The sequence below is a fragment of the Limimaricola cinnabarinus genome (assembly GCF_002723615.1).
GTDB classification, from domain to species: domain Bacteria; phylum Pseudomonadota; class Alphaproteobacteria; order Rhodobacterales; family Rhodobacteraceae; genus Limimaricola; species Limimaricola cinnabarinus_B.
Genome location: NZ_KZ304954.1, coordinates 82402 through 107491, shown reverse-complemented (window position 1 = coordinate 107491; position 25090 = coordinate 82402). Strand labels below are relative to the sequence as shown.

Sequence of the window (25090 nt, the reverse complement as noted above, 5' to 3'; positions counted from 1 at the left end):
GTTCTTTCTTTCGTCCGGCGCGGCCTATATGCCGCCATTGAGCCCTATCAAGGCATCGCAGCGGCACGGGACAAGACCCTTGAGCGAAGACCAGACCACCCATTTCGGCTACCAGACGGTGCGCGAGGACGAAAAGGCCGAGCGCGTGCGCGGCGTCTTCACCTCCGTGGCCTCGCGCTACGACGTGATGAACGACGTCATGTCGGGCGGCGTCCACCGGCTGTGGAAGGACGCGATGATGGATTGGCTGGCGCCGCGCCCCGGCCAGCGCCTGCTCGACGTGGCCGGCGGCACGGGCGACGTGTCGTTCCGCTTTCTCAAGCGCGCCGGGCGCGGCCATGCCACGGTCTGCGACCTGACCGAATCCATGCTGGTCGAGGGCCGCAAGCGGGCCGAGGCCGAGCGGCTGGAGGAGAGCCTCGACTGGGTGGTGGGCGACGCCATGGCCCTGCCCTTTCCCGACAACAGCTTCGACGTCTACACGATCAGCTTCGGCATCAGGAACGTCACCCGCCCGCAAAAGGCGCTCGACGAGGCCTACCGCGTGCTGCGCCCCGGCGGGCGGCTGATGGTGCTCGAGTTCAGCCAGATCCCCAACGAGATGATGCAGAAGGTCTACGACCTCTACAGCTTCAACATCATCCCCGCGATGGGCCAGCTCATCGCCAATGACCGCGACAGCTACCAGTATCTCGTGGAATCGATCCGCCGCTTTCCTAATCAGGAGAGCTTTCTCGGCATGGTCGAGGCGGCGGGCTTCGAGCAGGCGAAGTATCGCAACCTCACCATGGGCGTCGCCTGCCTGCATTCGGGATGGAAGCTCTGAGGGGGCCGCACAACCTCGTCCGGCTGATCCGCACCGGCGCCACCTTCGAGCGCACCGGCGCGATGGCCGTGGTGCTCGACGCGATGGACGCGCCGAAGCCCCTGCGCGTGGCGATCCGGCTCTTCGCCGCGCCCTTCCGCTGGCTCGGCTACGAGGGCGATCCGGCCATGCCGCCCGCCACCCGCGCCATCACCGCTCTGGGCCCGGCCTATATCAAGTTCGGCCAGATCCTCTCGACCAGACCGGACGTGGTGGGCGACGAGCTTGCCGTGCAGCTGCGCGTGCTGCAAGACAGCCTGCCGCCCTTTCCCACCGCGCAGGCCAAGCGCGCGATCGCGATCGAGCTGGGCCAGCCGGTGGACCGGCTGTTTTCCGAGTTCTCGGAGCCCGTCGCCGCCGCCTCCATCGCGCAGGTGCACCGCGCCAAGCTGGCCGAGACGGGCGAGACGGTGGCGGTCAAGGTGCTGCGCCCGGGCATCGAAAAGGCCTTCCGCCGCGACATCGAGGCCTTCTATTTCGCCGCGCGGATGATCGAGCGGCTCTCGCCCGCCTCGCGCCGGCTGCGGCCGGTCGAGGTCATCGCGCATTTCGAAAGCGTGGTGCTGGGCGAGCTCGACCTGCGGCTCGAAGCGGCCTCGGCGGCCGAATTTTCCGCCAACACCGCCAAGGATGAGGGCTTCGAGGTGCCGGTGCTGCGCTGGCATCTCTCGGGCCGCCGCGTCATGACGATGGGCTGGATCAATGGCATCGGCGCGGCCGAGGTGGCGCAGATCGACGCCGCGGGCCATGACCGCAAGCGCCTCGCCGCCCGCGTGCTGCAGCTCTTTCTCGCCCATGCGCTGCGCGACGGCTACTTTCACGGCGACATGCATCAGGGCAACCTCAAGGTCGGCCCCGACGGCACGCTGATCGCGCTCGATTTCGGGATCATGGGGCGGATCGACGAATACACCCGCCGGGTCTATGCCGAGATCATCTTCGGCTTCATCCGCAAGGATTACCGCCGCGTCGCCGAGGTGCATTTCGAAGCGGGCTACGTCCCCGCCGACCGCGACGTGGACGCCTTCGCCTCCGCGCTGCGCGCCGTGGGCGAGCCGATCTTCGGCATGGATGCGAGCCGGATCTCCATGGCGCGGCTCTTGAACTACCTGTTCGAGGTGACCGAGCGCTTCGGTATGGAAACCCGCACCGAGCTGATTCTCCTGCAGCGCACCATGGTGGTGGTCGAGGGCGTGGCGCGCACGCTCGATCCGCATATCAACATCTGGGAAGCCTCGCGCCCGGTGGTCGAGGATTACATCCGCGAAAGCATCGGCCCCAAGGCCGTGGCCCGCGATCTGGGGCGCACGGTGCAGGTGCTCTCGCGCTTCGGCCCGCGCCTGCCCGCCCTGGCCGAGGCGGCGCTGGTGCGCCAGTCCCACCCCGAGCCCGAGCCGCGCCGCCGCGATCTGCCGCCGATCGGCTGGATCGCCGTGGGGGCGGCGCTGACGGCGGCGGCGGGCTGGGTTGCCTCGCTGGTCTAGAGCGCCTCGCGCAGCGCGGTGACCGCGCCCGAGGCCACCTCGCCGCCCCCCTCGATCACCAGCATCGGCCCCGCCTCGCCAAGCCGCACCTCGCGCACCCGCCCATAGGTCTCGACCACCGCGCGCCCGATCTCCTCGCCCTCGGCAAGGCTCACCAGCTCGAAGCCATAGGCGCCGTCGGGCAGGGTGTAGCCATCCGAATCCACCCCGGTCCAATCGAGGCCCTGCGCCCCCGCCGGCACGGCCCGCCGGGCAACTTCGCGCCCCGTGGCGTCCGTCACCACCAGTTCGCCCGCATCGGCGCCGATCTGCGTCTCGAGCTCGAGCGGGATCGGCGCGCCGTCGAACAGCGCGGGCATCGGCGCGCGCGCCTCGCGCCCGACCCAGCCCGCGATGTCGGACAGGCCGCCCGCATTCATCCCCGCCGCCAATGCGGCGAGCGCGTCATTGGTCTTCACCTGCTGCTCAACGCCCGAGAAGGTGGCGAGCTGCACCGCGTAATCGGCCGAATCCATCGGCTCCAGCGGGTCCTGGTTGCGGATCTGCGCGGTGAGCATCGTCAGGAACATGTCGAAATCCGAGGCGCTGTCCGTGCCCGCACCGCCGGTCGTCGGAGCAGGCATCGTGTTGGCCGTGGCGGCATCCGAAATGAGGGTCATGCTGAACTCCTACATGCGAAGATCGAGACCGGCGCCGACGGGGCCGGATGAAGGGATGGGCGCGGCGGGGGTCTCGTCCTCCGCGTCCTGTAATGGCGGCCCAGCCCCGGCGCCGGATCGGGCGCGCTCCGCGCCGCCGCTCCGGTCATGCGCGCCATTCTGCCCGCCAAAACCGAGATCGACCGAGCGATAGCCCATCGCCCGGAAGTCCTGCGCCAGCTCGTGCAGGTGGCGGCGCAGCAGCTCCGAGGTCTCGGACCGCTCGGCGGTGATGACGAGGCTGATCCTGTCGCCATCGGTCTGCAGCTGCAGCGCGACGCGGCCAAGCTCCTCCGGATCGAGCCGGATCTCGATCCGCCCCTCGGCCGTGCCGGTGATCGCGGCGGCGAGCTGCTGCGCCACCGGCGGCGGGCTCGACGGCCCCGGCCCGGGCCGCGGATCGGCCCCGGGCGCGCGATCGACCGCCATCGTGGCTGAAGGGCCGGGCAGCGCCGCTTCGAAGCCCCCCGCTTCGCCCAAAGAGGCTTGGGGGGCGGGTGGCTCGCCTCGCGGATCAGGCGCGGGTGAAGGCGCCATGATCGGAGCGGCCTGCATGGCGGGCCGCGCCGTTACGTCAGGCACCGGCTTCACGGGCCATGGCCTGACATCGCCGGGCGGCGTGGCGGCAAGCGCCGGGGCCCGCGCCTGGGTGGGCTCGACCACCGCGGCGCGATCTGGCCGGGGCAAGGCATCGGACCGCTCCGGGGGCAAGGCCGCCATTCGCGCAAGCCCGCCGCCGGGCAAGTCCAACTCACGCCACGGCGCGGGCCGGTCCGCATATGAGCCCTCGATGCGCGAAACGGGCCATGTATTCCTTGCGCTGGCCTCCGCCCCCGCAGGCGGTACCGCCTCTCTCCCCTTGCCCTGCCTCATGGCAGAAAAGGCTTCGAAACGTGCCCCTTCCACGACCGGCTGCCCGGTCGAAACCTCCGAAGTCACGAAACCGGCGCGCGGCGGCACGGCGCTGGATCGCCCCTCGCCCACAGCGCGGGATCGCACGGCGCGCGGCTCGGGTCTTGCGGCATCATCATCGCGCGAAATGGTCTTCTCCGTGCTTGAAGATATCGCAGCCGGACGCGGGTTCTCGCCGTTTGGAGCCGGAGGAAGGGAGGCATCCCGCATCGGCCACGCCACCGAGGAAACCGGCGCTGGCACCAGCCGCGCAGCGCGTGGCTCCGGCAAACCCGGCTCGCCCCCCTCCTCCGGCTGGCCGATGCCCCCCGGCGCCCGAACCATGGAGAAAGACCCCGCCTCGCGCGCAATCGGCGCCTGCCGGTCAGCCTCGGGGGGCGAACCGAAAGCGATGTGAGGCAATGCCCGCTCCGGCTGGACCGCGCGCGCCCCGGCATCCATCGCCATCTCTTGCCGGATGGGCCGCGCATCGCTGACGCGCAGTTTCGCGTGTGCCGCGACACCCGGCAGGTTGGCCGCCGCCGGTCGCAGCGGAAGCCCCCCCTCCGCCTGCGCCCCGCGAGGCACAGGCGAAACCGACGCCACCCCCAATGGAACATCGGCCCGCCCGGGCAACGCCGGCGCTCCTTCAAGGTGCGCCGGCACAGCAGGCAGCGCGTGGTGCCTCATCACGGGACCGGGATCATCGCCCCGCCCCCCTCCGACATGCGCAGCCGGACCGATTTCCCGGCGCGCTGCTTGATCGGGCCGAACCTCGCCCCCCGGCATCCCCACCGGATCGGGCATCACCTTCGGAACCGGCGCAGACACCACGCGGGCCTCATCGCCGCCCTGCCCTGTCATCGGGCCGCCCGACGTTTCGGCCACCGGCGCCGCGATTGCCCGGGGCACGAGGACGGGCAAAGGGGCGTATGGCGGCCCATGCGAGGGGGCCGATGCGACGCTTTCGAGCGTAGCACGCCGCGCGTCACCTTCCATTGGCGCCTGCGCGCCCCGCTCCGTTGACCGAACGGCTGGCTTTGCAGGCAAAGCCTCTCGCGCCACCGGGAGGTGAGAGGATATGGGCCATTCGAGCGCGCCAGGGCCCGCCCCGCCAACGCCCCCGTCGCCGGGCAGCGCATCCGGCAGGGCGCGCGCGCTCGGCCGGGGCAAGCCGGGGGCATCGGACGGCATGAGAGCGGACGCCGCGCCTGTCTTCCCGAAAGGCACAGGGCGCAGGGCAACGGGGCCAGGCTCCTCTTCCGAATCAGCCATCTCACCGCCCGGCCATGCGCCTTCGTCATCTGCGGAAAGCGCCTGCTCTGCGCGTCCCTCCTCCGGTCGCGCAGCCGGGCCGTCGGTCAGGGGAACGACGCCCGGCACCGGCCCCTGCACGGCCCCCGCCCGCATCCTTGCGAACAGGGCCGAGAAATCCGTCTGAAGCGCCGATTCGGCGGCAACATCGGACCGGACCGGCATCGGGGCTGCGTGGTACCCCGAAGGAAGCGGGTTGAACATGCACGGTCCTTTCCGGGCGGCGGCTCGGGGGCAAGATGACAGAGAAGGCTTACCGTATATTTACCGGCCCGGCGGATTGTCGGGCGCGTCGCCATTCCAAAGGAACGCGCCCATGACCCCTTTCGACCTTTCGCCGATTGCCGCCCCTCTCCCCCGCCCCGGCCCCGCCGGCGCGGCGCCAAGGGGCGGTGCCGCGCCGGACGATCCGGCGTGGCAGGCCGCCAAAGCGCTCGAGACCGGCTTTCTCTCCGAGCTTCTGCGCCTGTCCGATCCCGGCGCCCCGGAGACCGGCTTCGGCGGCGGCGCGGGAGAGGAGCAGTTCCGCTCCTTCCTGTTTCAGGCCCAGGCCGAGCGGATGGTCGAGGCGGGCGGGATCGGCCTTGCCGAGCGGCTCTATGCCGGCCTGTCGAAGGCCGCGCGATGAGCGGCCCCGCGACGATGCGGCTCGCGGCCCTGCTCGCGCGCGAGAAGGCGGCGCTGCTGGCGGGCGACATGGCCGAGCTGGGCGCGCTGGTCTCGCCCAAGCGCGCCGTCATGGCAGAGCTGGAGAAGGAGCTGGCCGAGACCGGCGCGCCCGCCGCCCTCGCCGATCTCGAACGCGATCTCGCCCATGTGGCGCGCCTGCTCGAAGCCGCGCTCGCGGGGCTGCGCGAGGGGCAGGCCCGGGCGCGGGCGCTGCGCGCCGCGCGCGGCGGCTTTGCCACCTATGACCGCGAGGGCCGGGCCGAGGCGGCGCCCGCGCCGGGCCGCGCGCTGCGGCACAAGGCCTGAACCGGGGCAGGTTCGAATCGAATGCGTCGCATTTCCCCTCTGGCGTTAGGCCCCGCTTAAACCCGGCCTGTCACAAAGGCCCCGTCTCCCGAACCGGGATGCACCGAAATGCGGCGGGGGGAACCCTCCGGTCCGCGCATAGTCAGTACGGCTGTCAGCAGCCCCGCCAGCCGGGGTCTTGATCGAAACCCGGCGTGCGATGGCCGCCGAGCTTTAGGACCACACACACATGTCCAGCATTCTGACCAACAACGGCGCGATGGTCGCGCTGCAGACCCTCAAGGGGATCAACTCCGATCTCTCCAAGACCCAGACCGAGATCTCGACCGGCAAGTCGGTCTCCTCGGCCAAGGACAACTCGACGGTCTGGATCACCTTGGCGTTAGAGGAATAGGCGCGCTGCGTCTGGATCAGCTGGGTCAGCTCGGAGGCGACGTCGACGGTCGATTCCTCGCGCGCGAAGCCGACGATGTCGCCGGTCGGCCCGTCGCCCGCGTTCCACAACAGCATCTCGCCGCTTTCGCGGGTCAGCGAGTAGGATTGGCCGTCATGCGTTTCCAGCCCGTTGGAATTGGCGACGTCGACGAGCGGCACCTGGTAGATGCGGCGGCTCTCGCCATTGTCGTAATAGGCATGGACGAAGCCGCCCGGATCGACCTCCACCGAGGTCAGGTTGCCGGTCGCCGCCCCGTCGCGCCCGACCGAGAGCGGCGCGAAGACGCCCGCCAGCTGCGACAGCCCGCCCGAGACGCCGGGCAGGCCGACATCCATCTCGATCGGGCCGCCGGCCACGTCGATGCTGAACGTGCCGGTCGCGGGGTCGAAGGGGCCGCCGGTGATGGCGGTCATCGTGGCGAGGCTGCCGCCCGCGCCGCGGCTGTCGTCGAAGACCAGCGTGTATTCGCCCACCACCGCGTCGGCCGAGGCCCCGTCGGTGATCTGCAGGGTCCATTCGTTGCTCGGCGGCGCGCCGGCGGCCGGAACGGTCGGGGTGAAGGTCAGGCCGAGCTGCTGGGTGGTGCCGAGATTGTCGTAATATTCGACCGTCAGCTCCTCGGGCAGGCCGAGCGACTCCTCTTGCGTTTCGGTTGCGGGCAGGTTCACGGCGAGCGTCACCTCGGTGGTGGCGATGCCAGACAGCTCGCCCGCGGGCACGCGCACCGGTTGCAGCCCGCTGGCGGTGTCGCGCGGATAGGTGCCGATCGAACCGTCGAGCTCGGCCGGCCAGCCCAGCAGCGTCTGCCCGTCGGGGGTGCGCAGGTAGCCGTCCTCGTCGGCGCGGAACGAGCCGGTGGTGGTCAGGCGGAAATCCTCGCTGCCGCGCTCGCCCGCCATGACCGAGGAGCTGACCGGCAGAAAGCCGCGCCCGCGCACCGCGAGGTCGGTCGGGTTGGTGGTCGAGGAGAGCGCGCCGCTCTCGTCGATCAGCCTTTGCGAGGTGGCCGAGACGCCGCCGGCCACGTAGCGCCCCGAATCATTGCCCATCACCAGCGAATGGAAATCGGTGACCGCGCGGCGATAGCCGTAAGTGGCGGAATTGGCGATGTTGTCCGAGATCGTGGCCAGCCGGTGGGCATTGGCTGCGAGGCCGGAGACACCGGCGCTGAGGGAGGAGGAGATCGTCATGAAGGACCTTTCCGCTGAGACGGGAGAACAGGGTTGCCCGATGGCCTAGAGCAACAGGCTTAAGACGGTGCTAATGCCGCCGCAGCAGCGTGATCTCGAGGCGGTCGCTGCGCGGCGCGGCGGGGCCGTCGGCGGCGGGGCTGCGATCGCCGAGGCCGGTGACGCGGCGCATCCGCGACGGCGCCAGACCCGCCGCCTCGAGCGCGTCGCGCGCCGCCTCGGCCCGGCCAGAGGAAAGCCGCCAGACCGGGTTGTCGGCCAGAACGACGGGGCGCGCGGCCAGATGGGCCGAAACCGCGACCGGGTTGTCGACCAGCGCGGCGGTCTGCGCCACCAGGCCCAGCAGCGCCCGGGTGACCGGCAATGGCACGGTGTCGCCGGGCGGAAAGATCGGCGCGCCGGGCCGGGCGAAGATCTCGATCACCAGCCCCTCGTCGGTCAGCTTCGTCACCACGTGGCGCAGCGCCTTGCGCGCCACGAGGCTCTCGCCGCCGCGGCCGAGCAGCATCTCCTCGATCTCGCGCAGCGCCGCCACCTCGGCCGCCGCCGCGCCCTCGCCCGGGCGCAGGCGCGGCGGGCTTCGGTCGGGCGGCACGGCCCCGCGCAGCCCCATGTTGGAGCCGGTGCCCGACTGGCTCAGCGCGTCGCTCTGGTGCAGCGTGTCGCCGTTGAGCACGTCGGCGCCGCCGGCGGAGGTGCGGCTGATCGCGATGGTCGGCGCGAAGTAGTCGGCCAGCCCCTTGCGCTGCTGCTCGGTGGTGGCGTTGAGCAGCCACATCAGCATGAAGAAGGCCATCATGGCGGTGACGAAATCGGCATAGGCCACCTTCCAGGCGCCGCCATGATGCCCGCCCCCGGCGATGACCTTCTTGCGTTTGATGATGATCGGCGCGTTCTGTCCGGACATGCAGCTCCCCCTCGGCCCTGGATGGCCCCCGGGACAGGCGATAGCGCGGCGGCGTTAATCCGAGGTGTAGCGCGGGCGCGCCGCCGCCGGCGCGCGGCGCCGGGCGGGGCTGTTGCCAAGGGGGACAAAGCGGCGCGCGGGCGCGGGATCGCTGCCGCGCCGCCGGGCGGGCATGGGGGCCGCGTTCAGGTGCCGCGCGATCGGCGCGCCACCGGGGTGACCAGCGTCTCGGGGCGGCGGGCCTCGGCCGCCTCGAACAGCGAGAAGGTCTGGTTGACGTAGTTCACCGCGCCCGAGATCAGCTCGAGATATTCCACGAGTTCGGGCGTGCGCTGCGCCTCGACCATCGCCACCCCGCGATCCTGCGGCATCGTCTCGAAGCCGACATAGAACAGCGGGTCCCCGCGCGAGATCTTCAGGGGCTTTTCGGGCTCGTGCCATTCGAAGGCCCACATCAGGGGCCGCGGCCAGACATTGATCGGAAAGCGCCCGCCGAAGATCGTGCCGGGCAGCGGGTTCGGGGTGTAGTGCATGAAGGGCGAGACCTGGCTGAGATAGACCGGCGCGTCGCACAGGAAGACGTAAGGCAGCGCCAGCTGCAGCGTTGGCACGCCCTTGTGGCGCCATTCGGCCTCCGAGACGACATGCAGCTTTTCGCCGAGCTTGGAGCCGCGGATCGCGCTTGCCGGGCCGCTCAGGTTGCGCAGGCGCGGCGCGCCCTTCTCGTCGCGGTCGAAGCCGACATTGATGTCGAAGGGGCAGCGGATCAGGAAATAGCGGCTTTCGAGATTGATCACCGCCGGGCAGCGCGAGGCCGACTTGGCGTGGCGCCGGTCGAGATCGGTCGAGCGGACCCGCTCGGGCGGGGCGTAGATCAGGCCGCCCTTGGTTTCGCTCAGACACCAGCCGACCGTGACGGGGCCGGTCCCGGGGCCGGGATCAGAGGGGGGCGCGAGGCTGACGGAGATCTGCATGAGTGGACCTTTCGATGGCCTGCCGGTCTGGCCTTGGCATTCGATGAAGCAGAATGCGCGGCCCCGGCCCGCGCTGTCAAAGCCCGATCGAGCCTAAATGGGCGCAAAGAGGCCCTCCCAACACAATCTGAGACCGACGAGCACCACCATGACATACATCACCGGGTAGAAGATCTCGGCCCGCATCCGGCGGACCACCCACGCGCCCGACAGCGTCGCCACCACCGCCAGCGGCAGCAGCGCCGCGGCGGCGATGAGATTGGTGGCGTCGAACTGGCCCAGCGCGGCGTAGGGGATCACCTTGATGAGGTTGACCACCGCGAAGAAGATCACGCTGGTGCCGGTGAAGAGCTTTGGATCGAGCCTGAGCGGCAGCGCATAGACCTGAAAGGGCGGGCCGCCCGCATGGGCGACGAAGCTGGTATAGCCCGCCAGCGTCGCCCAGAGCGAGGCGCGGGCCGCGTTCTGCGGCCGGGGCGCGGCGCGGCGGGTCTGCCCCGAGAGGAGCCAGCGCGCCGAGAAGGCCAACGCCACCACCCCGACGATCAGCCGCACCATCGCATCCGACACCAGCGCTGCCGTCAGCCAGCCGATGCCGATGCCCAGCGCCGCGCCGGGCAGCATCCGCTTCAGGGTCGCCATGTGATACTGCCCGCGCCAGGCCCAGAGGCTGATCGCGTCCATCACCAGAAGGATCGGCAGCAGGATGCCCGCCGCCTGCACCGGCGGGATCGCCAGCGCCATGATCGGCACGCCCAGGAGCGCCAGAGCGCCGCCCAGGCCCCCCTTGGAAAGCCCGACCAGCACCACCGCGACGCAGCCCGCCAGAAGCGCCCAAGGGTCGGAGAAGACGAAATCCTGCATGATGACCGCCGCGCGCGCCCTCAGAACGCCGCTTGCGCGACCTCCTCGCGCGAGGGGATCGCATCGGCCGCGCCGTGCCGCCCGACCTTGAGCGCGCCCGCTTGCGTGGCCAGCTTCAGCGCCGCTTGCATCTCCAGCCCCTCGGACAGCCCGGCGAGCAGGTAGCCGGTGAAGGTGTCGCCCGCGCCGGTGGTGTCGACCGCCTCGACGCGCGGCGCATCGACATGGTGCCGCGCGCCGGTCGCCGTCTCGATCCAGTCGCAGCCCGCGGCGCCCAGCGTCACCACCACCTGCGGCACCGGCAGCTCCTCGATCGGCGTGCCCAGCGCCTGCGAGAGCTGCTGCGCCTCGACCTCGTTGAGCACCAGAAGATCGAGATGCGGCAGCACCGCACGCACCGCCCCGGCCTCGAAGGGGGCGGCGGCATAGACGACCCTGAGCCCGCGCGCCCGCGCCTGCGCCGCCGCCTCGACCTGGCCGTTGGTCTCGTTTTGCGTGATGAGCAGATCGCCCGGATCGGCCTTGTCCAGAGCCTGTTTCACGGCGTCGAGATCGATCTCGCGATTGGCGCCGGGAAAGAGCGTGATGGCGTTCTCGGCCCGTGCATCGACGGCGATGATCGCATGGCCCGACGGCCCTTCGCGGCGCTGCACATGGGCGCAATCGACGCCGTAGCTCTCCAGCCGTTCGACCATCCAGCCGCCATCGGCGCCCACGGCCCCCAGATGCGCGATCCGCGCGCCCGCGCGCGCCGCCGCCACCGACATGTTCGCCCCCTTGCCGCCCAGCCCGTAGGTCAGCGCGGTCGCGGCCAGCGTCTCGCCCGGCGCGGGGATATGCGGCACCGCATAGACGTGATCGGCATTGATCGAGCCCAGGTTCCAGATCATGCGCGCCTCGCCTTGCAAGCGGCCATGACGGCCATGTTGACGATGTCGTTCACGGTCGAGACGGTCGAGCAGATCTGGATCGGCTTGTCGACGCCGGACAGGATCGGGCCGATCACCGTGGCCCCCGCCATCTCCTGCATCAGCTTCACGGAGATCGAGGCCGAGTGCCGCGCCGGGACCACAAGCACGTTGGCCGGGCCGGTGAGCCGCGAGAAGGGATAGTTCTCCTGCCCGCGTGCGTTCAGCGCGACATCGACGGTCATCTCGCCCTCATATTCGAAATCGACCCCGCGGCGATCGAGCACCGAAGCCGCCACATGCATCTTGGTCGCACGCTCGGAGACCGGGTAGCCGAAGGTCGAGAAGCTGACGAAGGCGACACGCGGCTCCAGCCCCAGCTCACGCGCCACCTGCGCGCCCTGCGTCGCGATGTCGGCGAGATCCTCCTCGTCGGGCCATTCATGCACCAAGGTATCGGCGATGAGCACGATCCGCCCGTTATGCATCACCACCGAAACGCCGACCGCGCCGTCATGGGGGCCTGCGTCGAAGACGTGGTTCACCAGCTCCATCACATGCGCCGATTTGCGAGTGGCACCGGTGATCATGCCGTCGCCATGCCCATGCGCCAGCATCAGCGCGGCAAAGACATGCCTGTCGCGCCCGGCGAGGCGGTGGATGTCGTGCTGGTCGAGCCCCTTGCGCTGCAACCGCTTGTAGAGAAACGCCTTGTAGGTATCGAGATGGGGCGTGTTGGCGGCGTTGACGACCTCAAGCTCGGAGGCCGCTTCGGCCATGCCCTCGGCGGCGAGCTTCTCGGCCACGTCGGCCTCGCGCCCCACCACCAACGCCTTGCCGAAGCCCGAACGCTGGTACTGCACCGCGGCGCGCAGCACCCGCGGATCGTCGCCCTCGGCGAAGATCATGGTGGCCTGCGCCGCGCGGGCGCGGGCGTTGAGGCCGCGCAGCACGCTGGCCGTCGGGTCCATCCGGCCCATCAGCGCGTGCTCGTATTGCTGCATGTCCTCGATCTCGCGCCGCGCCACGCCGGTCTCCATGCCGGCGCGGGCGACGGCGGGGGGAATGCGGTGAATGAGCCGCGGGTCGAAGGGCGTCGGGATGATGTAGTCGCGCCCGAAGCTCAGCTTCTGGCCATAGGCGACGGCCACCTCGTCGGGCACCTCCTCGCGCGCCAGCGCGGCCAGCGCCTCGGCGCAGGCGATCTTCATCTCGTCGTTGATCGCGCGGGCGTGGATGTCGAGCGCGCCGCGGAAGAGGTAGGGAAAGCCCAGCACGTTGTTGACCTGGTTGGGGTAGTCCGAGCGCCCGGTCGCCACGATCGCGTCCTCGCGCACCTCATGCGCCTCCTCGGGCGTGATCTCGGGGTCGGGGTTGGCCATGGCGAAGATCACCGGGTTCGGCGCCATGGACTTCACCATCGCCTGCGTCACCGCCCCCTTGGCCGAGACGCCGAGAAACACGTCGGCCCCGTCCATCGCCTCTTCGAGCGTCCTGAGCGGGGTGTCGGCGGCATGGGCCGATTTCCACTGGTTCATGCCCTCGCTGCGGCCCTGCCAGATCACGCCCTTGGTGTCGCACATGATGCAGTTGTCGTGCTGCGCGCCCATCGCCTTCAGCAGTTCGAGACAGGCGATGCCCGCGGCACCCGCGCCATTGAGCACGATGCGCACATCCTCGATCTTCTTGCCCGAGATGTGCAGCGCGTTGATCAGGCCGGCGGCGCAGATCACCGCCGTCCCGTGCTGGTCGTCATGAAAGACGGGGATGTCCATCTCTTCCTTCAGGCGCTGCTCGATGATGAAGCATTCGGGCGCCTTGATGTCCTCGAGATTGATGCCGCCGAAGCTCGGCCCCATCAGCTTCACCGCTTCGCAGAAGGCGTCCGCATCCTCGGTGTCGAGCTCGAGGTCGATCGAGTTCACGTCGGCGAAGCGCTTGAACAGCACCGACTTGCCCTCCATCACCGGCTTGGAGGCCAGCGCGCCGAGATTGCCGAGGCCCAGAACGGCGGTGCCGTTCGAGATCACCGCGACGAGGTTGCCCTTGTTGGTGTAGTCATAGGCGGTCTCCGGCGCCTGGGCGATCGCTTCGCAGGGGATGGCGACGCCTGGGCTGTAGGCGAGGCTCAGGTCGCGCTGGGTGGTCATGGGGACAGTGGCCGTCACCTCCCACTTGCCCGGGCTGGGGGCCTCGTGGAAGTTCAGCGCGTCCTCGCGCGTGAAACGGGGTTTGGCCATTCTGTCGTCCCTCCTGCCTTTGGACGGACAGGCATAGCGGGATGCTGCGGCGCGGCGCAACGCCCTAGCGTCAGCGCGGCTGCGGGGTTTCGCACGGAGCCCGCAAAAGCTAGTGTCGCGCCGCTGCACCCCCGGGAGAGACGCATGAACACGCAAGCCGGCACCGTGACGCCGATGATGGCGCAGTATCTGGAGATCAAGGCGGCGCATGGCGACGCGCTGCTGTTCTACCGGATGGGCGATTTCTACGAGATGTTCTTCGACGACGCGGTGGCGGCGGCAGAGGCGCTCGACATCGCGCTGACCAAGCGCGGCAAGCATATGGGGCAGGACATCGCCATGTGCGGCGTCCCCGTCCATGCGGCCGAGAGCTATCTTCTCACGCTCATCCGCAAGGGCTTTCGCGTGGCCATCGCCGAGCAGCTCGAAGACCCGGCGGAGGCCAAGAAGCGCGGCTCGAAATCGGTGGTGAAGCGCGACGTGGTGCGCCTCGTCACCCCCGGCACGCTGACCGAGGAGAGCCTTCTGGACGCGCGGCGGCACAATTTCCTCGCCGCCTTCTCCGAACTGCGCGAGGATTGCGCCCTGGCCTGGGTCGACATCTCCACCGGCGCGCTGTCGGTGCTGGGCTGCGAGAGGCTGGCGCTGGGCCCGGAGCTGGCGCGGCTTACCCCGCGCGAGCTTCTGGTCGAGGACAGCATGGAGCAGGCGCTCGGCGAGGTCACGGAGGGCTTCGATCTTTCGGTCACGCCGCTGCACCGGGGCGCCTTCGACAGCGCGGGCGGAGCGAAGCGGCTCGCCGCGCTGTGGCAGGTCGCCTCGCTCGACGCCTTCGGATCGTTCTCGCGCGCCGAGATCTCCGCCATGGCGGCGCTGGTCGAGTATCTGGAGCTGACGCAGAAGGGCAAGCTGCCGCTTCTGCGCCCGCCGCAGCAGGAGGCGCGGATGTCGGCGATGCGGATCGACGCCGCGACGCGCCGCTCGCTGGAGCTGACCCATGCGATGGGCGGCGGGCGCGACGGCTCGCTCCTGCATGCAATCGACCGCACCGTGACGGCGGGCGGCGCGCGGCTTCTGGAGCGGCGCGTGGCCTCGCCCTCGTGCAATCTCGACACCATTTCGGCGCGGCAGGAAACGGTGGCGCATCTGGTGGGCGAGGACCGGCTGCGCGAGGATCTGCGCCGCCATCTGCGCGGCGCGCATGATCTCGACCGGGCGCTGTCGCGCCTCGCACTCGACCGGGGCGGCCCGCGCGACATGGCGGCGATCCGCGCGACGCTCGACGTCGCCGACGAGATCGGCGCGCTGGCCGAAGGGCGCGACCTGCCCGCCCCGCTGGCCGAAGCGGTGCGCGATCTGTCGGGGCATGCGGCGCTGCACGAGCTGCTCGACCAGGCGCTGGTGGCCGAGCCGCCGCTTCTGGCGCGCGATGGCGGCTTTGTCGCCTCGGGCTATGACGAGGAGCTCGACGAGGCGCGGCGCCTGCGCGACGAGGGGCGCGGCGTGATCGCGGGGATGCAGGCGGAGTATGCCGCCGAGACCGGCATCCAGAGCCTGAAGATCAAGCACAACAACGTGCTGGGCTACTTCATCGAGACCACGGCCACCCATGCCGCCAAGATGCTCGCCCCGCCGCATTCGGAGCGCTTCATCCACCGCCAGACCACGGCGAACCAGGTCCGCTTCACCACGGTCGAGCTCAACGAGATCGAAACCCGCATCCTCAATGCGGGCGGCCATGCGCTGGAGCTGGAAAAGCGGGTCTTCGACAGGCTGAAAGGCTCGATTCTCGACGCCGCCGGACCCTTGGGCCAGCTCGCGCGGGCGCTGTCGGAGATCGATCTGGCCTGTGGCCTTGCCGATCTGGCGCGCGGCGCCGACTGGTGCCGCCCCCGGCTCGACGACAGCCGCGCGTTTCACGTGGAGGCCGGGCGGCATCCGGTGGTGGAACAGGCTCTGCGCCGGGCCGGTGAGAGCTTTGTCGGCAATGATTGCGATCTGGGCGACGCGCCCTTGTGGCTGCTCACCGGGCCCAACATGGCGGGCAAATCGACCTTCCTGCGGCAGAACGCGCTGATCGCCGTTCTGGCGCAGATCGGCAGCTTCGTGCCCGCGGCTGCGGCGCATATCGGCATCGTCAGCCAGATCTTCAGCCGGGTCGGCGCGTCGGACGATCTGGCGCGGGGGCGCTCGACCTTCATGGTCGAGATGGTCGAGACGGCGGCGATCCTCAACCAGGCCGATGACCGCGCGCTGGTCATCCTCGACGAGATCGGGCGCGGCACGGCGACCTATGACGGGCTGTCGATCGCCTGGGCGGTGCTGGAGCATCTGCACGAGGTCAATCGCTGCCGCGGCATCTTTGCCACCCATTACCACGAGATGACCCAGCTTGCCGCCAAGCTCGACGGCGTGGCGACGGCCACGGTCGCGGTGCGCGAATGGCAGGGCGAGGTGATCTTTTTGCACGAGGTGCGCCGCGGCACGGCGGATCGCAGCTACGGCGTGCAGGTGGCGCGGCTGGCGGGGCTGCCGGCTTCGGTGGTCGACCGCGCGCGGGTGGTGCTTCAGGCGCTCGAACAAGGCGAGAGCGAGGGGCCGGGCCGCGGGGCGCGGCAGGCGCTGATCGACGATCTGCCGCTCTTCGCCGCCGTGCCGCCGGCGCCGCAGCCCGGCCCTGCGGCCGCCTCGCCGGTCGAGGAGCGGCTGCGCGGGGTGCAGCCGGACGAGCTTTCGCCGCGCGAGGCGCTGGAGCTGCTCTACGAGCTGCGGGGGCTTTTGCCCTCTGCCTCGTCATGACGGCAAAAAGAAAGGCGCGGCCCTGAGGGCCGCGCCTTTGAAACCGTTCAAATATCACTTGCCCCACCAACGGGCAGGCGGCCCGGAAGTTCCGGAAAATTATCAGCTTTCCTTAAAGGAAGACACGCCGACCTGCGCCGGGCGCAGCAGCCGATCGTGCAGCAGGAAGCCTTGCGCCGCGACCTGGATGATCTCGCCCGCCTTGGTCCCCGGCACCGGGGCCTCGAACATCGCCTGATGCACCTGCGGGTCGAACTTGTCGCCGACCTGCGGCGCGACCGGGTGGATGCCGTGCTTCTTGAAGACGCTCAGAAGCTCGCGCATGGTCAGCTCGATCCCCTCGATCAGCGCCTTTTGCGCCTCGCGCTGGTCTTCGGCGATCGCGCCGAGCGCGCGCTCGAGATTGTCATGCACCGGAAGCAGATCACGCGCGAGCTTGGAGCCGCCGTAATTCTCGGCCTCGCGCCGGTCGCGCTCGGCCCGCTTGCGGGTGTTCTCGGCATCGGCCAGCGCGCGGATGAAGCGGTCGCGGATCTCGTCGCGTTCGCGCTTGAGAATCTCCAGATCGTCCGAGCCTTCGGCGGCTTCGGCGCTCACCTCGCCGTTTTCGTCGACCTCTGCGGCCAGCTCGTCGAGGCTGCGCGGTTCGTCTTGCTCTGCCATTTGCTGTCTTTCCCTTCAGGAGCGGTCGGAGACGAGGCGCCCGACCAGCTGTGCTGTGTAGTCCACGATGGGCACGATCCGCCCGTAATTGAGACGGGTCGGGCCGATGACGCCCACGGCGCCGATGATCTTACGGTCGGCGTTCATATAAGGAGAAACGACCAGAGAGGAACCCGAAAGTGAGAAAAGCTTGTTCTCGGAGCCGATGAAGATGCGCACCCCGTCGCCCTCCTCGGCCAGATCGAGGAACTGCGCCAGATCGCGCTTGCGTTCGAGATCGTCGAAGAGCGATCGGATCCGGTCGAGATCCTCGGCCTCGGCGGTCTCGCCCAGAAGATTGCCGCGTCCCCGCACGATCAGTCTTTCGCCCTGCTCGCCCGGATTGACCCATGTGGCGAGACCGGATTCGACCAGATCTGCGGCGAGCCGGTCGATCTCCTGCCGCCGCGCCGCGATCTCGCGCGAGATCACGCCCGCCAGTTCGCGCAGCGTGTGCCCCCCGGCGATGGCATTGAGGAAATTCGCGGCCTCGCGCATCGAGGAGGGCGTCTGACCGGCGGGCGGGGTGAAGATGCGGTTCTCGACATGGCCATCGGCGAAGACCAGCACGACGAGGGCGCGCTCGGGCGCCAGCGAGACGAACTCGACATGCTTGATCGGCGCCTCGTGCTTGGGCGTCAGCACCAGCGAGGCGCCATGGGTGATCCCCGACAGCGCATGGCCCACCCGGTCGAGCAACGCGGCCACGTCGCCATCGGCCTCCTCCATAGAGCGGTCGATGCGGCGCCTGTCCTCGCCATCAAGATCGCCGACCTCGAGCAGCCCGTCGACGAACATGCGCAGCCCCGACTGGGTCGGGATGCGGCCGGCGCTGACATGCGGGCTCCCCAGAAGGCCCAGATGTTCGAGATCCTGCATGGTGTTGCGGATCGTCGCGGCCGAGACCTTCTCGGACATGTGGCGCGTCAGGCTGCGCGAGCCGACGGGGGCGCCGGTTTCGAGATAGCCCTCGACCACGCGGCGGAACACCTCGCGGGAGCGGTCGTTCATATCCTCGATTCGGGGCGATCTGTCTGGCATCGCGGGCTCGGGTCCTCATGGGGGCACGGCACATTAGGGGCGGCACCGGGCCAAGGTCAATGCGGGCCCATGCCCATGTTGGATTTGGGTCGGTCTGGACTTGGGCCGGCCTTGGATTTGGGGCGGGCAAGGCGTATGCGCAAGCCCGATACATGAAAGGATGAGACCATGCGCCCCTCCGGCCGGACCAATGACGCGCTGCGCGACGTCGAGATCGAAACGGGCTTCAACCGCCATGCGGAAGGCTCCTGCCTGATCCGCGTCGGCCATACCCATGTGATCTGCACCGCCACCGTGGAAGAGCGCGTCCCGCCCTTCAGGCGCAATTCGGGCCAGGGCTGGGTCACGGCGGAATACGGCATGCTGCCGCGCGCCACCAACAGCCGCATGCGGCGCGAGGCCAAGGCGGCGCAATCGGGCCGCACGCAGGAGATCCAGCGCCTGATCGGGCGCAGCTTGCGCGCGGGCGTCGATTTCCACGCTCTGGGCGAGCGGCAGATCACCATCGATTGCGACGTGATCCAGGCCGATGGCGGCACGCGCTGCGCGGCGATCACCGGCGGCTGGGTGGCCATGAAACTGGCAGTGCAGAAGCTGATGACCGCGGGGCTGGTCAAGACCGATCCGCTGGCCGATCCGGTCTCCGCGGTGAGCTGCGGTCTCTATGCCGGGCAACCCGTGCTCGATCTCGACTATCCCGAGGACAGCGAAGCGGGTGTCGACGGAAACTTCGTCATGTCGGGCGCGCGGCTGATCGAGGTGCAGATGTCGGCCGAAGGCTCGACCTTTTCACGCGAGCAGATGGGGCAGCTTCTCGATCTGGCGGAAGCGGGCTGCGCCGAGCTGGCCCGCAAGCAGCTCGGGGCGGTGGCCTGATGCGCCGGTTCACCGAGACGTCGCTTGTCGTCGCCACGCATAACGCGGGCAAGCTCGACGAGTTTCGCGCGCTTCTGTCGCCCTTCGGCGTTACCGTGACGGGCAATGCCGACCATGGCCTGCCCGAACCCGAGGAGACCGAAACGACCTTTGTCGGCAATGCCCGCATCAAGGCGCGCGCGGCGGTGGCGGCGACCGGTCTGCCGGCGCTTGCCGATGACAGCGGGCTGGAGGTCTTTGACCTGGGTGGACGCCCCGGCGTTCATACCGCCGATTGGGCCGAAACCGGCGAAGGCCGCGATTTTGACATTGCCATGAAGCGGGTGCATGACGAGCTCCTGGCCTCCGGCGCCCCGGCGCCGCACCGCGCGCGGTTCTGCTGCACGCTCGTACTGGCCTGGCCCGACGGGCACGAGGAGATCTTCGAAGGCCATGCCGGGGGCGAGGTGATCTGGCCCATGCGCGGGGCGCGCGGGCATGGCTACGACCCGATCTTCGTCCCCGAGGGGCACGACGTCACCTTTGCGCAGATGGATGCCGATACGAAGAACGCGATGAGCCACCGCGCGCGCGCCGTGGAAAAGCTTCGAGGCTGTTTTGGCTGAGACCTTGCAGAACTGGCAGCGGGGCGGGTTCGGGCTCTATCTGCATTGGCCCTTCTGCCAGGCGAAGTGTCCCTATTGCGACTTCAACAGCCATGTGGCGCAGTCGATCGATCAGGACCGCTGGGCCGCGGCCTATCTTAAGGAGATCGACCGGCTGGCCGAAGAGACCGGAGACCGGATCCTCGGATCGGTCTTCTTCGGTGGCGGCACGCCGAGCCTCATGGAGCCGCGGATCGTCGGGCAGATCCTCGATCGGATCGGACGGCGCTGGCGGCTGCGCAATGATTTCGAAGTGACCTTGGAGGCGAACCCCACCTCGATCGAGGCGGACCGCTTTGCGGGCTACAGGACGGCCGGGGTCAACCGTGTCTCCATGGGGATGCAGGCGCTGAACGATGCCGATCTGAAGCGGCTCGGACGCCTGCATAGTGTCGATGAAGGCCTGCAGGCCTTCGATATCGCCCGATCTGCCTTCGAGCGGGTCAGCTTCGATCTCATTTATGCCCGGCAGGACCAGACACCGGAAGACTGGGCCGCCGAGCTGCAACGTGCGCTCGGGCTTTGCGCCGATCACCTGTCGCTCTACCAGCTGACGGTGGAGGACGGGACGGCCTTCGGGGATCGTCTGGCGCGCGGCGGTCTTCGCGGTCTGCCTGACGAAGACCACGCGGCAGACATGTATGAGATTACGCAGAAGCTTGCCTCTGCCGCGGGGCTACCCGCCTATGAGATTTCGAACCATGCCGTGTCGGGCGCGGAAAGCCGGCACAACCTGATCTACTGGCGGGCCGGAGACTGGCTCGGCATCGGGCCGGGCGCGCATGGCCGTCTGACCTTTGATGTCGGACGCTGGGCGACCGAGGCTCCGAAAGCTCCCGGCGCTTGGCTGAAGGGTGTCGAGACCGGTTCGGGCGGCGAGCTTGACCGGTCGCTGTTGACGCCGCTTGAATGCCAGGAAGAGGCTCTGATGATGGGGCTTCGGCTCAGCGAGGGCATCGAGCTTTCGCCCGAACTGGTCGATGGACTGACTGCATTCGACACCAATGTCGACGGTTTGGCGGAGCTCGGGCTGCTGCACCGCAGAGGCGACCGGCTTGCTGCGACGCCTGCCGGGCGACCTGTTCTCAACGGGATTCTGCGCGAGCTTCTGGCCTGAAGCTTGGTCAGTTCCCCGATAGCAGCCGCAACAGATCATCGAGCTGGGCGAGGTCGCGGTAACGCAGCGTGACCTTGCCGCCTTCGCCATGGGCATCGTGATCTATGCTCACCGGCATCTTGAGCGTTGCCGAGAGATCGCTCTCGATCTGCACCGTGTCGGCATCCTTGCCGGATTTGCGCGCGGCGCGGGGGGATGGGGCCTTGCCCGGTTTGCGCACCAGCGATTCCGCATCGCGGACGGACATTCCCTTGAGCAGGATCTGCCGCGCGAGGCTGGACGCCTGCTCGTTTCCGACGAGGGTTCGCGCATGTCCCGCGGTCAGCTGGCCGGAGGTCAGCATCTCTTGCACGTCTTCGGGCAGAGACAACAGGCGCATCAGGTTGGCGATATGGCTGCGGCTTTTGCCAAGGGCGCTGGCGAGCTGCTCCTGGGTATGGCCGAAACGGTCCATGAGCTGCCGGTAGCCCGCGGCCTCGTCGATGGCGTTGAGATCGGCGCGCTGGATGTTCTCGATGATGGCGACTTCGAGAACCTCGGTGTCGCTGTATTCGCGGATCAGGACGGGCAGTTCGTGCAGCTTGGCGAGCTGCGAGGCGCGCCAGCGACGTTCGCCTGCAACGATCTCGAAATGGCCCTCACGGGACGGGTCACGGCGCACGATGAGCGGCTGGATCACGCCTTTTTCGCGAATGGATGCGGCCAGCTCCTCGAGCGCCGTTTCGTCGAAATGACGGCGCGGCTGATCGGGGTTGGGACGGATTCTTTCGATCGGAACCATCATATCGGGGCGCCTCGCCTCTTCCGCGGCTGTCTGGTCCTGGGATACATCGGCCATCAGCGCCGAGAGCCCCCGCCCCAAGCCGCGCGTCTTTTGTCTTTCGGCCATGTCGACCCCTACCCTTCGCGTTGTATCACTTCAGCAGCCAGTTCGAGATAGGCCATGCTTCCCGCGCAGGCGGGATCGTAATCGAGAACCGGCATGGCATGAGACGGCGCTTCGCTCAAGCGCACGTTGCGCGGGATGACGGTTCGGAACACGAGATCGCCCAGCGTGCCACGCGCGTCGGCCTCCACCTGCTGGGAGAGGTTGTTCCGGCGGTCATACATGGTCAGGACGACGCCCTCGATCCGCAAGTTCTCATTGGCCGAAGCCCGCACTTCGCGCAGCGTGAGCATGAGCTGCGACAGACCTTCGAGCGCGAAGAACTCGCTCTGGAGCGGGACGATGATCGAGCCTGCGGCGACCATGGCGTTGATGGTCAGCAGGTTCAGCGCGGGCGGGCAATCTATGAGGACATAGTCGTAATCGGGCCGATCGCGCAGAAGCTCGGCAAGGCGGTTGCGCAGGCTGCGGCTTCTGCCCTTCGACGAAATGAGATCGACATCGGCGGAGCTCAGATCGGTCGTGGCGGGAATGATGTCGAGCCCCACGACCTGGGTGCCGTGGATGCCGGCGGTGGCCGGTTCGTCCTCCAGAAGAAGATCGTAGCTGGTCGATCTTCGATCGCTTGCGGCGAGGCCCAGGCCGGTCGACGCATTGCCTTGCGGGTCCATATCCACCAAGAGAACGCGCTTCCCGGCCTTGGCTAATGCGGCGCCAAGGTTGATCGCGGTGGTTGTCTTTCCGACCCCGCCCTTCTGGTTGGCCAAGGCTATGATGCGACAGGTTTCAGACATGGTGAATGCCAGTTATGGAAAGCATGCGGGCGGAAGCATCTGTGCGGCTGACGTAAGAGGAAAGATCGAAAGCCCATTTCTCGCGCGCGACATGGATCTCGGTCTCGACGGTTTTTCCTTTGAGGAACAGGCAGGTTCCACCGGGGGCGAGATGCCTGTCGGCATAGGACAGCAGCATATCAAGCGGTGCGAGGGCGCGGGCGCTCATGATATCGGCCGCGCGGGGCGTCATCGCCTCGATACGCTCGCAGGACACTGTCGCGTTCAACTCCAATTCGCGGATGACCGTGCGAAGAAAGGCAGCCTTTCGCGCATCGCTTTCGACCAATTCAAACCTTGTTTGCGGCGCCTGTTCTCGGGCGACGATGGCCATGACGATCCCCGGAAACCCGCCGCCCGAGCCTATATCGAGCCAATTGGCCCGGTTTTTGGGCAGGAAGGACGCCAGTTGCAGCGAATCTTCGATATGGCGTTCCCGGACATGATCGAGATCGTTCTTTGACACGAGGTTGATCGACCGGGACCATTTCCGAACGAGAGCGGCATATGCGTCGAGACGGGCATCTGTTTCACGTGAAACATTTATTTCGTCGAGGGCCCGCGGAGTTTCCGACGTCATCATGCCGCGAGCCTGCGACTGACATTCATCAGCAGCAGCAGACCGGCGGCGGTCATTCCCTCGATACGCCCCGCCTCGCCCACCGAAGCCGGGCGCGCCTTCTGAAGCTTGTCGCGCAGCTCGGCCGACAGCCCCGAAATGGTTGTATAATCGAGATCACGGGGCAACTTGCGCTCTTCGTCGCGGCGGATCGCGTCAGCATCGCGGCTCTGCCGCTTGAGATAGGCACTGTAAATGGCCTCGTTCTTGATCTGCGCACCGATTGCGGGTTCGATCTCTCCCAGATCAGGTGCCATATTGACCAAGGTCGAGAACTCGACATCCGTCAGAGAAAGAGCTTCCATCCCCGTCTTGGCTTGGCGTTCCGGGTTGAGCTTGGCACCGCGGCGCGCCAGTTCGGCGGCCGGGAACTTGACGGAGGACAAGGCCGCGCGACCTGCTTCCAACTTGTCCATCTTGGCCGAGAATGCCGCCCAGCGGGCTTCGCCGATGCAACCGGCCTTCCGCCCCTCGGGCGATAGCCTTTGGTCGGCATTGTCAGCGCGCAATGAAAGACGGAACTCTGCCCGCGATGTGAACATGCGGTAGGGCTCCGTTACGCCGCGGGTGATCAGGTCGTCGATCATCACGCCGATATAGGAGGTCGTTCGGCTAAACGACAAACCGGGCAGACCGAGTGCGGCGGCAGCAGCAGAAGACCCGGCAACACAGCCCTGCGCCGCCGCCTCTTCATAGCCCGTCGTTCCATTGATCTGCCCGGCCAGATACAGCCCCGGCAGAGATTTCAGCTCCAACCCGGAATCGAGCGCCCTCGGGTCGATATAGTCATACTCGATGGCATAACCGGGTTGCTCGATCCGAGCATTCTCCAAACCGACCATGCTGCGGATGAAGCTTTCCTGAACATCCAGTGGAAGCGAGGTAGAAATACCGTTCGGGTAGACCGTGTCGGTGTTGAGGCCCTCGGGCTCCAGGAAAACCTGATGGCTGTCCTTCTCGGCGAAACGGACGACCTTGTCTTCGATCGAGGGGCAGTAGCGCGGACCGGAACCGGAGATATTTCCGCTATGCATCGCCGATTTTTCGAGATTGGCGTGAATGATCTCATGGGCCTGCGGATTGGTATGGGTGATCCCGCAGGAAATCTGCCGTGCCGTCGGCGCGTCGTTCAGAAACGACAGCATGACCGGCGCGTCATCCCCGGGCTGAGACTCCAAGCGCGCCCAGTCGATGCTTCGCCCATCGAGGCGGGCGGGCGTTCCGGTCTTAAGCCGGCCCATCGGAAGGTCGAGGCTCCTGATCCGCTCCGCAAGTCGGTTCGACGCCGCATCGCCCAGCCGCCCGCCGGGGCGGGTTTCTCCGCCGAAATGGAGAACCCCGCCGAGGAAGGTTCCGGTGGTCAGAACGACGGCGGCCGCCCCGACATGCGATCCATCGGCCAGGATCACGCCAGACACGCGTCCCTGCTTCAACTCGAGATCGGCAACCTCGCCCTCGAGAACGTCAAGAAGCTCGATCTGCGCCAGCTCCCGCTGCATCGTATTGCGGTAGATTTCCCGGTCGGCCTGCAACCTCGGCCCTTGGACCGCCGGCCCTTTCCTGCGGTTGAGCAGCCGAAACTGGATACCTGCCGCATCGGCGACACGACCCATAAGGCCATCCAGCGCATCGACTTCGCGCACCAAGTGACCCTTGCCAAGCCCCCCGATCGCGGGGTTGCAGGACATGGCGCCGATGGTCGCGGCTTTCATGGTGATCAGGGCCGTCTTGGCCCCCACGCGGCAAGCGATGGCTGCGGCTTCGACGCCGGCATGCCCACCGCCGACCACGATGATATCGTAGGTTCCGTGTTTCACGTGAAACAAC

General features: G+C 68.2%; 22 protein-coding genes. 8 read left to right on the top strand and 14 right to left on the bottom strand.

The features are described from left to right. The first annotated feature begins 28 nt into the window (after positions 1-28). Both ubiE and ubiB read left to right on the top strand, forming a co-directional pair. Positions 29-826, top strand: a complete 798-nt coding sequence (gene ubiE, locus CJ301_RS06275; RefSeq protein ID WP_437438408.1) for a bifunctional demethylmenaquinone methyltransferase/2-methoxy-6-polyprenyl-1,4-benzoquinol methylase UbiE — start codon at positions 29-31, stop codon at positions 824-826. Continuing rightward, positions 823-2349, top strand: a complete 1527-nt coding sequence (ubiB, locus tag CJ301_RS06270) for a 2-polyprenylphenol 6-hydroxylase (protein WP_099275711.1) — start codon at positions 823-825, stop codon at positions 2347-2349. The genes ubiE and ubiB overlap by 4 nt, the downstream gene beginning before the upstream one ends. On the opposite strand, the gene CJ301_RS06265 is transcribed toward ubiB, so the two are convergent. Both CJ301_RS06265 and CJ301_RS18650 read right to left on the bottom strand, forming a co-directional pair. Beyond that, entirely contained in the window at positions 2346-3008 is a 663-nt protein-coding gene (locus CJ301_RS06265) for a flagellar hook capping FlgD N-terminal domain-containing protein (RefSeq protein WP_099275417.1), read from the bottom strand. The genes ubiB and CJ301_RS06265 overlap by 4 nt on opposite strands. A gap of 9 nt (positions 3009-3017) precedes the next feature. Beyond that, positions 3018-3476, bottom strand: coding sequence for a flagellar hook-length control protein FliK (locus tag CJ301_RS18650; RefSeq protein ID WP_162620435.1), 459 nt, complete (start codon positions 3474-3476; stop codon positions 3018-3020). Between the two features lie 2092 nt (positions 3477-5568). Here CJ301_RS18650 and CJ301_RS06255 point away from each other — a divergent pair. Both CJ301_RS06255 and CJ301_RS06250 read left to right on the top strand, forming a co-directional pair. Further along, a complete protein-coding gene (locus tag CJ301_RS06255; protein WP_099275413.1) occupies positions 5569-5880 on the top strand; it encodes a rod-binding protein in 312 nt (103 codons plus the stop codon). Continuing rightward, positions 5877-6227, top strand: a complete 351-nt coding sequence (locus tag CJ301_RS06250) for a hypothetical protein (protein ID WP_099275411.1) — start codon at positions 5877-5879, stop codon at positions 6225-6227. The genes CJ301_RS06255 and CJ301_RS06250 overlap by 4 nt, the downstream gene beginning before the upstream one ends. Before the next feature lie 213 nt (positions 6228-6440). Here the strand turns inward: CJ301_RS06250 and CJ301_RS06245 are convergent, their stop codons facing one another. From CJ301_RS06245 to CJ301_RS06220, 6 genes are all read right to left on the bottom strand, one after another. Continuing rightward, positions 6441-7853, bottom strand: coding sequence for a flagellar hook protein FlgE (locus CJ301_RS06245; RefSeq protein ID WP_099275409.1), 1413 nt, complete (start codon positions 7851-7853; stop codon positions 6441-6443). 70 nt (positions 7854-7923) lie between these two features. Next, entirely contained in the window at positions 7924-8760 is an 837-nt protein-coding gene (locus CJ301_RS06240) for a flagellar motor protein MotB (protein WP_099275407.1), read from the bottom strand. 185 nt (positions 8761-8945) lie between these two features. Then, positions 8946-9734: a hypothetical protein gene (locus CJ301_RS06235; protein ID WP_099275405.1), complete on the bottom strand. Its 789-nt coding sequence runs from the start codon at positions 9732-9734 to the stop codon at positions 8946-8948. A gap of 93 nt (positions 9735-9827) precedes the next feature. Further along, entirely contained in the window at positions 9828-10598 is a 771-nt protein-coding gene (locus CJ301_RS06230) for a sulfite exporter TauE/SafE family protein (protein WP_099275403.1), read from the bottom strand. Positions 10599-10618: 20 nt separating this feature from the next. After that, complete coding sequence (locus CJ301_RS06225; RefSeq protein WP_099275401.1) at positions 10619-11488, bottom strand: ribokinase; 870 nt, start codon at positions 11486-11488, stop codon at positions 10619-10621. Then, the gene (locus CJ301_RS06220; protein WP_099275399.1) at positions 11485-13746 is read right to left on the bottom strand and encodes an NADP-dependent malic enzyme; all 2262 of its coding nucleotides are present in this window, start codon (positions 13744-13746) and stop codon (positions 11485-11487) included. Before CJ301_RS06220 ends, CJ301_RS06225 begins: the two co-directional genes overlap by 4 nt. A 144-nt stretch (positions 13747-13890) precedes the next feature. Here CJ301_RS06220 and mutS point away from each other — a divergent pair, with 144 nt between their 5' ends. Next, entirely contained in the window at positions 13891-16545 is a 2655-nt protein-coding gene (gene mutS / locus CJ301_RS06215; protein WP_099275397.1) for a DNA mismatch repair protein MutS, read from the top strand. A 102-nt stretch (positions 16546-16647) separates the two neighbouring features. On the opposite strand, the gene CJ301_RS06210 is transcribed toward mutS, so the two are convergent. Together CJ301_RS06210 and hrcA are read right to left on the bottom strand one after the other, a co-directional pair. After that, positions 16648-17208, bottom strand: a complete 561-nt coding sequence (locus CJ301_RS06210) for a nucleotide exchange factor GrpE (protein WP_099275395.1) — start codon at positions 17206-17208, stop codon at positions 16648-16650. A gap of 15 nt (positions 17209-17223) precedes the next feature. Further along, positions 17224-18258, bottom strand: coding sequence for a heat-inducible transcriptional repressor HrcA (hrcA, locus tag CJ301_RS06205; protein ID WP_254050086.1), 1035 nt, complete (start codon positions 18256-18258; stop codon positions 17224-17226). 198 nt (positions 18259-18456) lie between these two features. Between hrcA and rph the strand changes: the two genes are divergently transcribed. From rph to hemW, 3 genes are read left to right on the top strand one after another with little or no spacing between them, the layout of a single operon-like run. Continuing rightward, on the top strand, positions 18457-19164 hold the full coding sequence (gene rph / locus CJ301_RS06200) for a ribonuclease PH (protein ID WP_099275391.1): 708 nt from the start codon (positions 18457-18459) through the stop codon (positions 19162-19164). Continuing rightward, positions 19164-19769, top strand: a complete 606-nt coding sequence (locus tag CJ301_RS06195) for a non-canonical purine NTP pyrophosphatase (protein WP_099275389.1) — start codon at positions 19164-19166, stop codon at positions 19767-19769. The genes rph and CJ301_RS06195 overlap by 1 nt, the downstream gene beginning before the upstream one ends. 4 nt (positions 19770-19773) lie before the next feature. After that, positions 19774-20925, top strand: coding sequence for a radical SAM family heme chaperone HemW (gene hemW / locus CJ301_RS06190; RefSeq protein ID WP_162620444.1), 1152 nt, complete (start codon positions 19774-19776; stop codon positions 20923-20925). A 7-nt stretch (positions 20926-20932) separates the two neighbouring features. Here the strand turns inward: hemW and CJ301_RS06185 are convergent, their stop codons facing one another. From CJ301_RS06185 to mnmG, 4 genes are read right to left on the bottom strand one after another with little or no spacing between them, the layout of a single operon-like run. After that, positions 20933-21814 carry a ParB/RepB/Spo0J family partition protein gene (locus tag CJ301_RS06185; protein ID WP_099275385.1) on the bottom strand — a complete coding sequence of 294 codons (882 nt, stop codon included), beginning with the start codon at positions 21812-21814 and terminating at the stop codon, positions 20933-20935. Positions 21815-21822: 8 nt separating this feature from the next. Further along, the gene (locus CJ301_RS06180; protein ID WP_099275383.1) at positions 21823-22605 is read right to left on the bottom strand and encodes a ParA family protein; all 783 of its coding nucleotides are present in this window, start codon (positions 22603-22605) and stop codon (positions 21823-21825) included. After that, positions 22598-23227 carry a 16S rRNA (guanine(527)-N(7))-methyltransferase RsmG gene (gene rsmG, locus CJ301_RS06175; RefSeq protein WP_254050085.1) on the bottom strand — a complete coding sequence of 210 codons (630 nt, stop codon included), beginning with the start codon at positions 23225-23227 and terminating at the stop codon, positions 22598-22600. The genes CJ301_RS06180 and rsmG overlap by 8 nt, the downstream gene beginning before the upstream one ends. Further along, on the bottom strand, positions 23224-25089 hold the full coding sequence (mnmG, locus tag CJ301_RS06170) for a tRNA uridine-5-carboxymethylaminomethyl(34) synthesis enzyme MnmG (protein WP_099275381.1): 1866 nt from the start codon (positions 25087-25089) through the stop codon (positions 23224-23226). The genes rsmG and mnmG overlap by 4 nt, the downstream gene beginning before the upstream one ends. Position 25090: the final 1 nt, after the last annotated feature.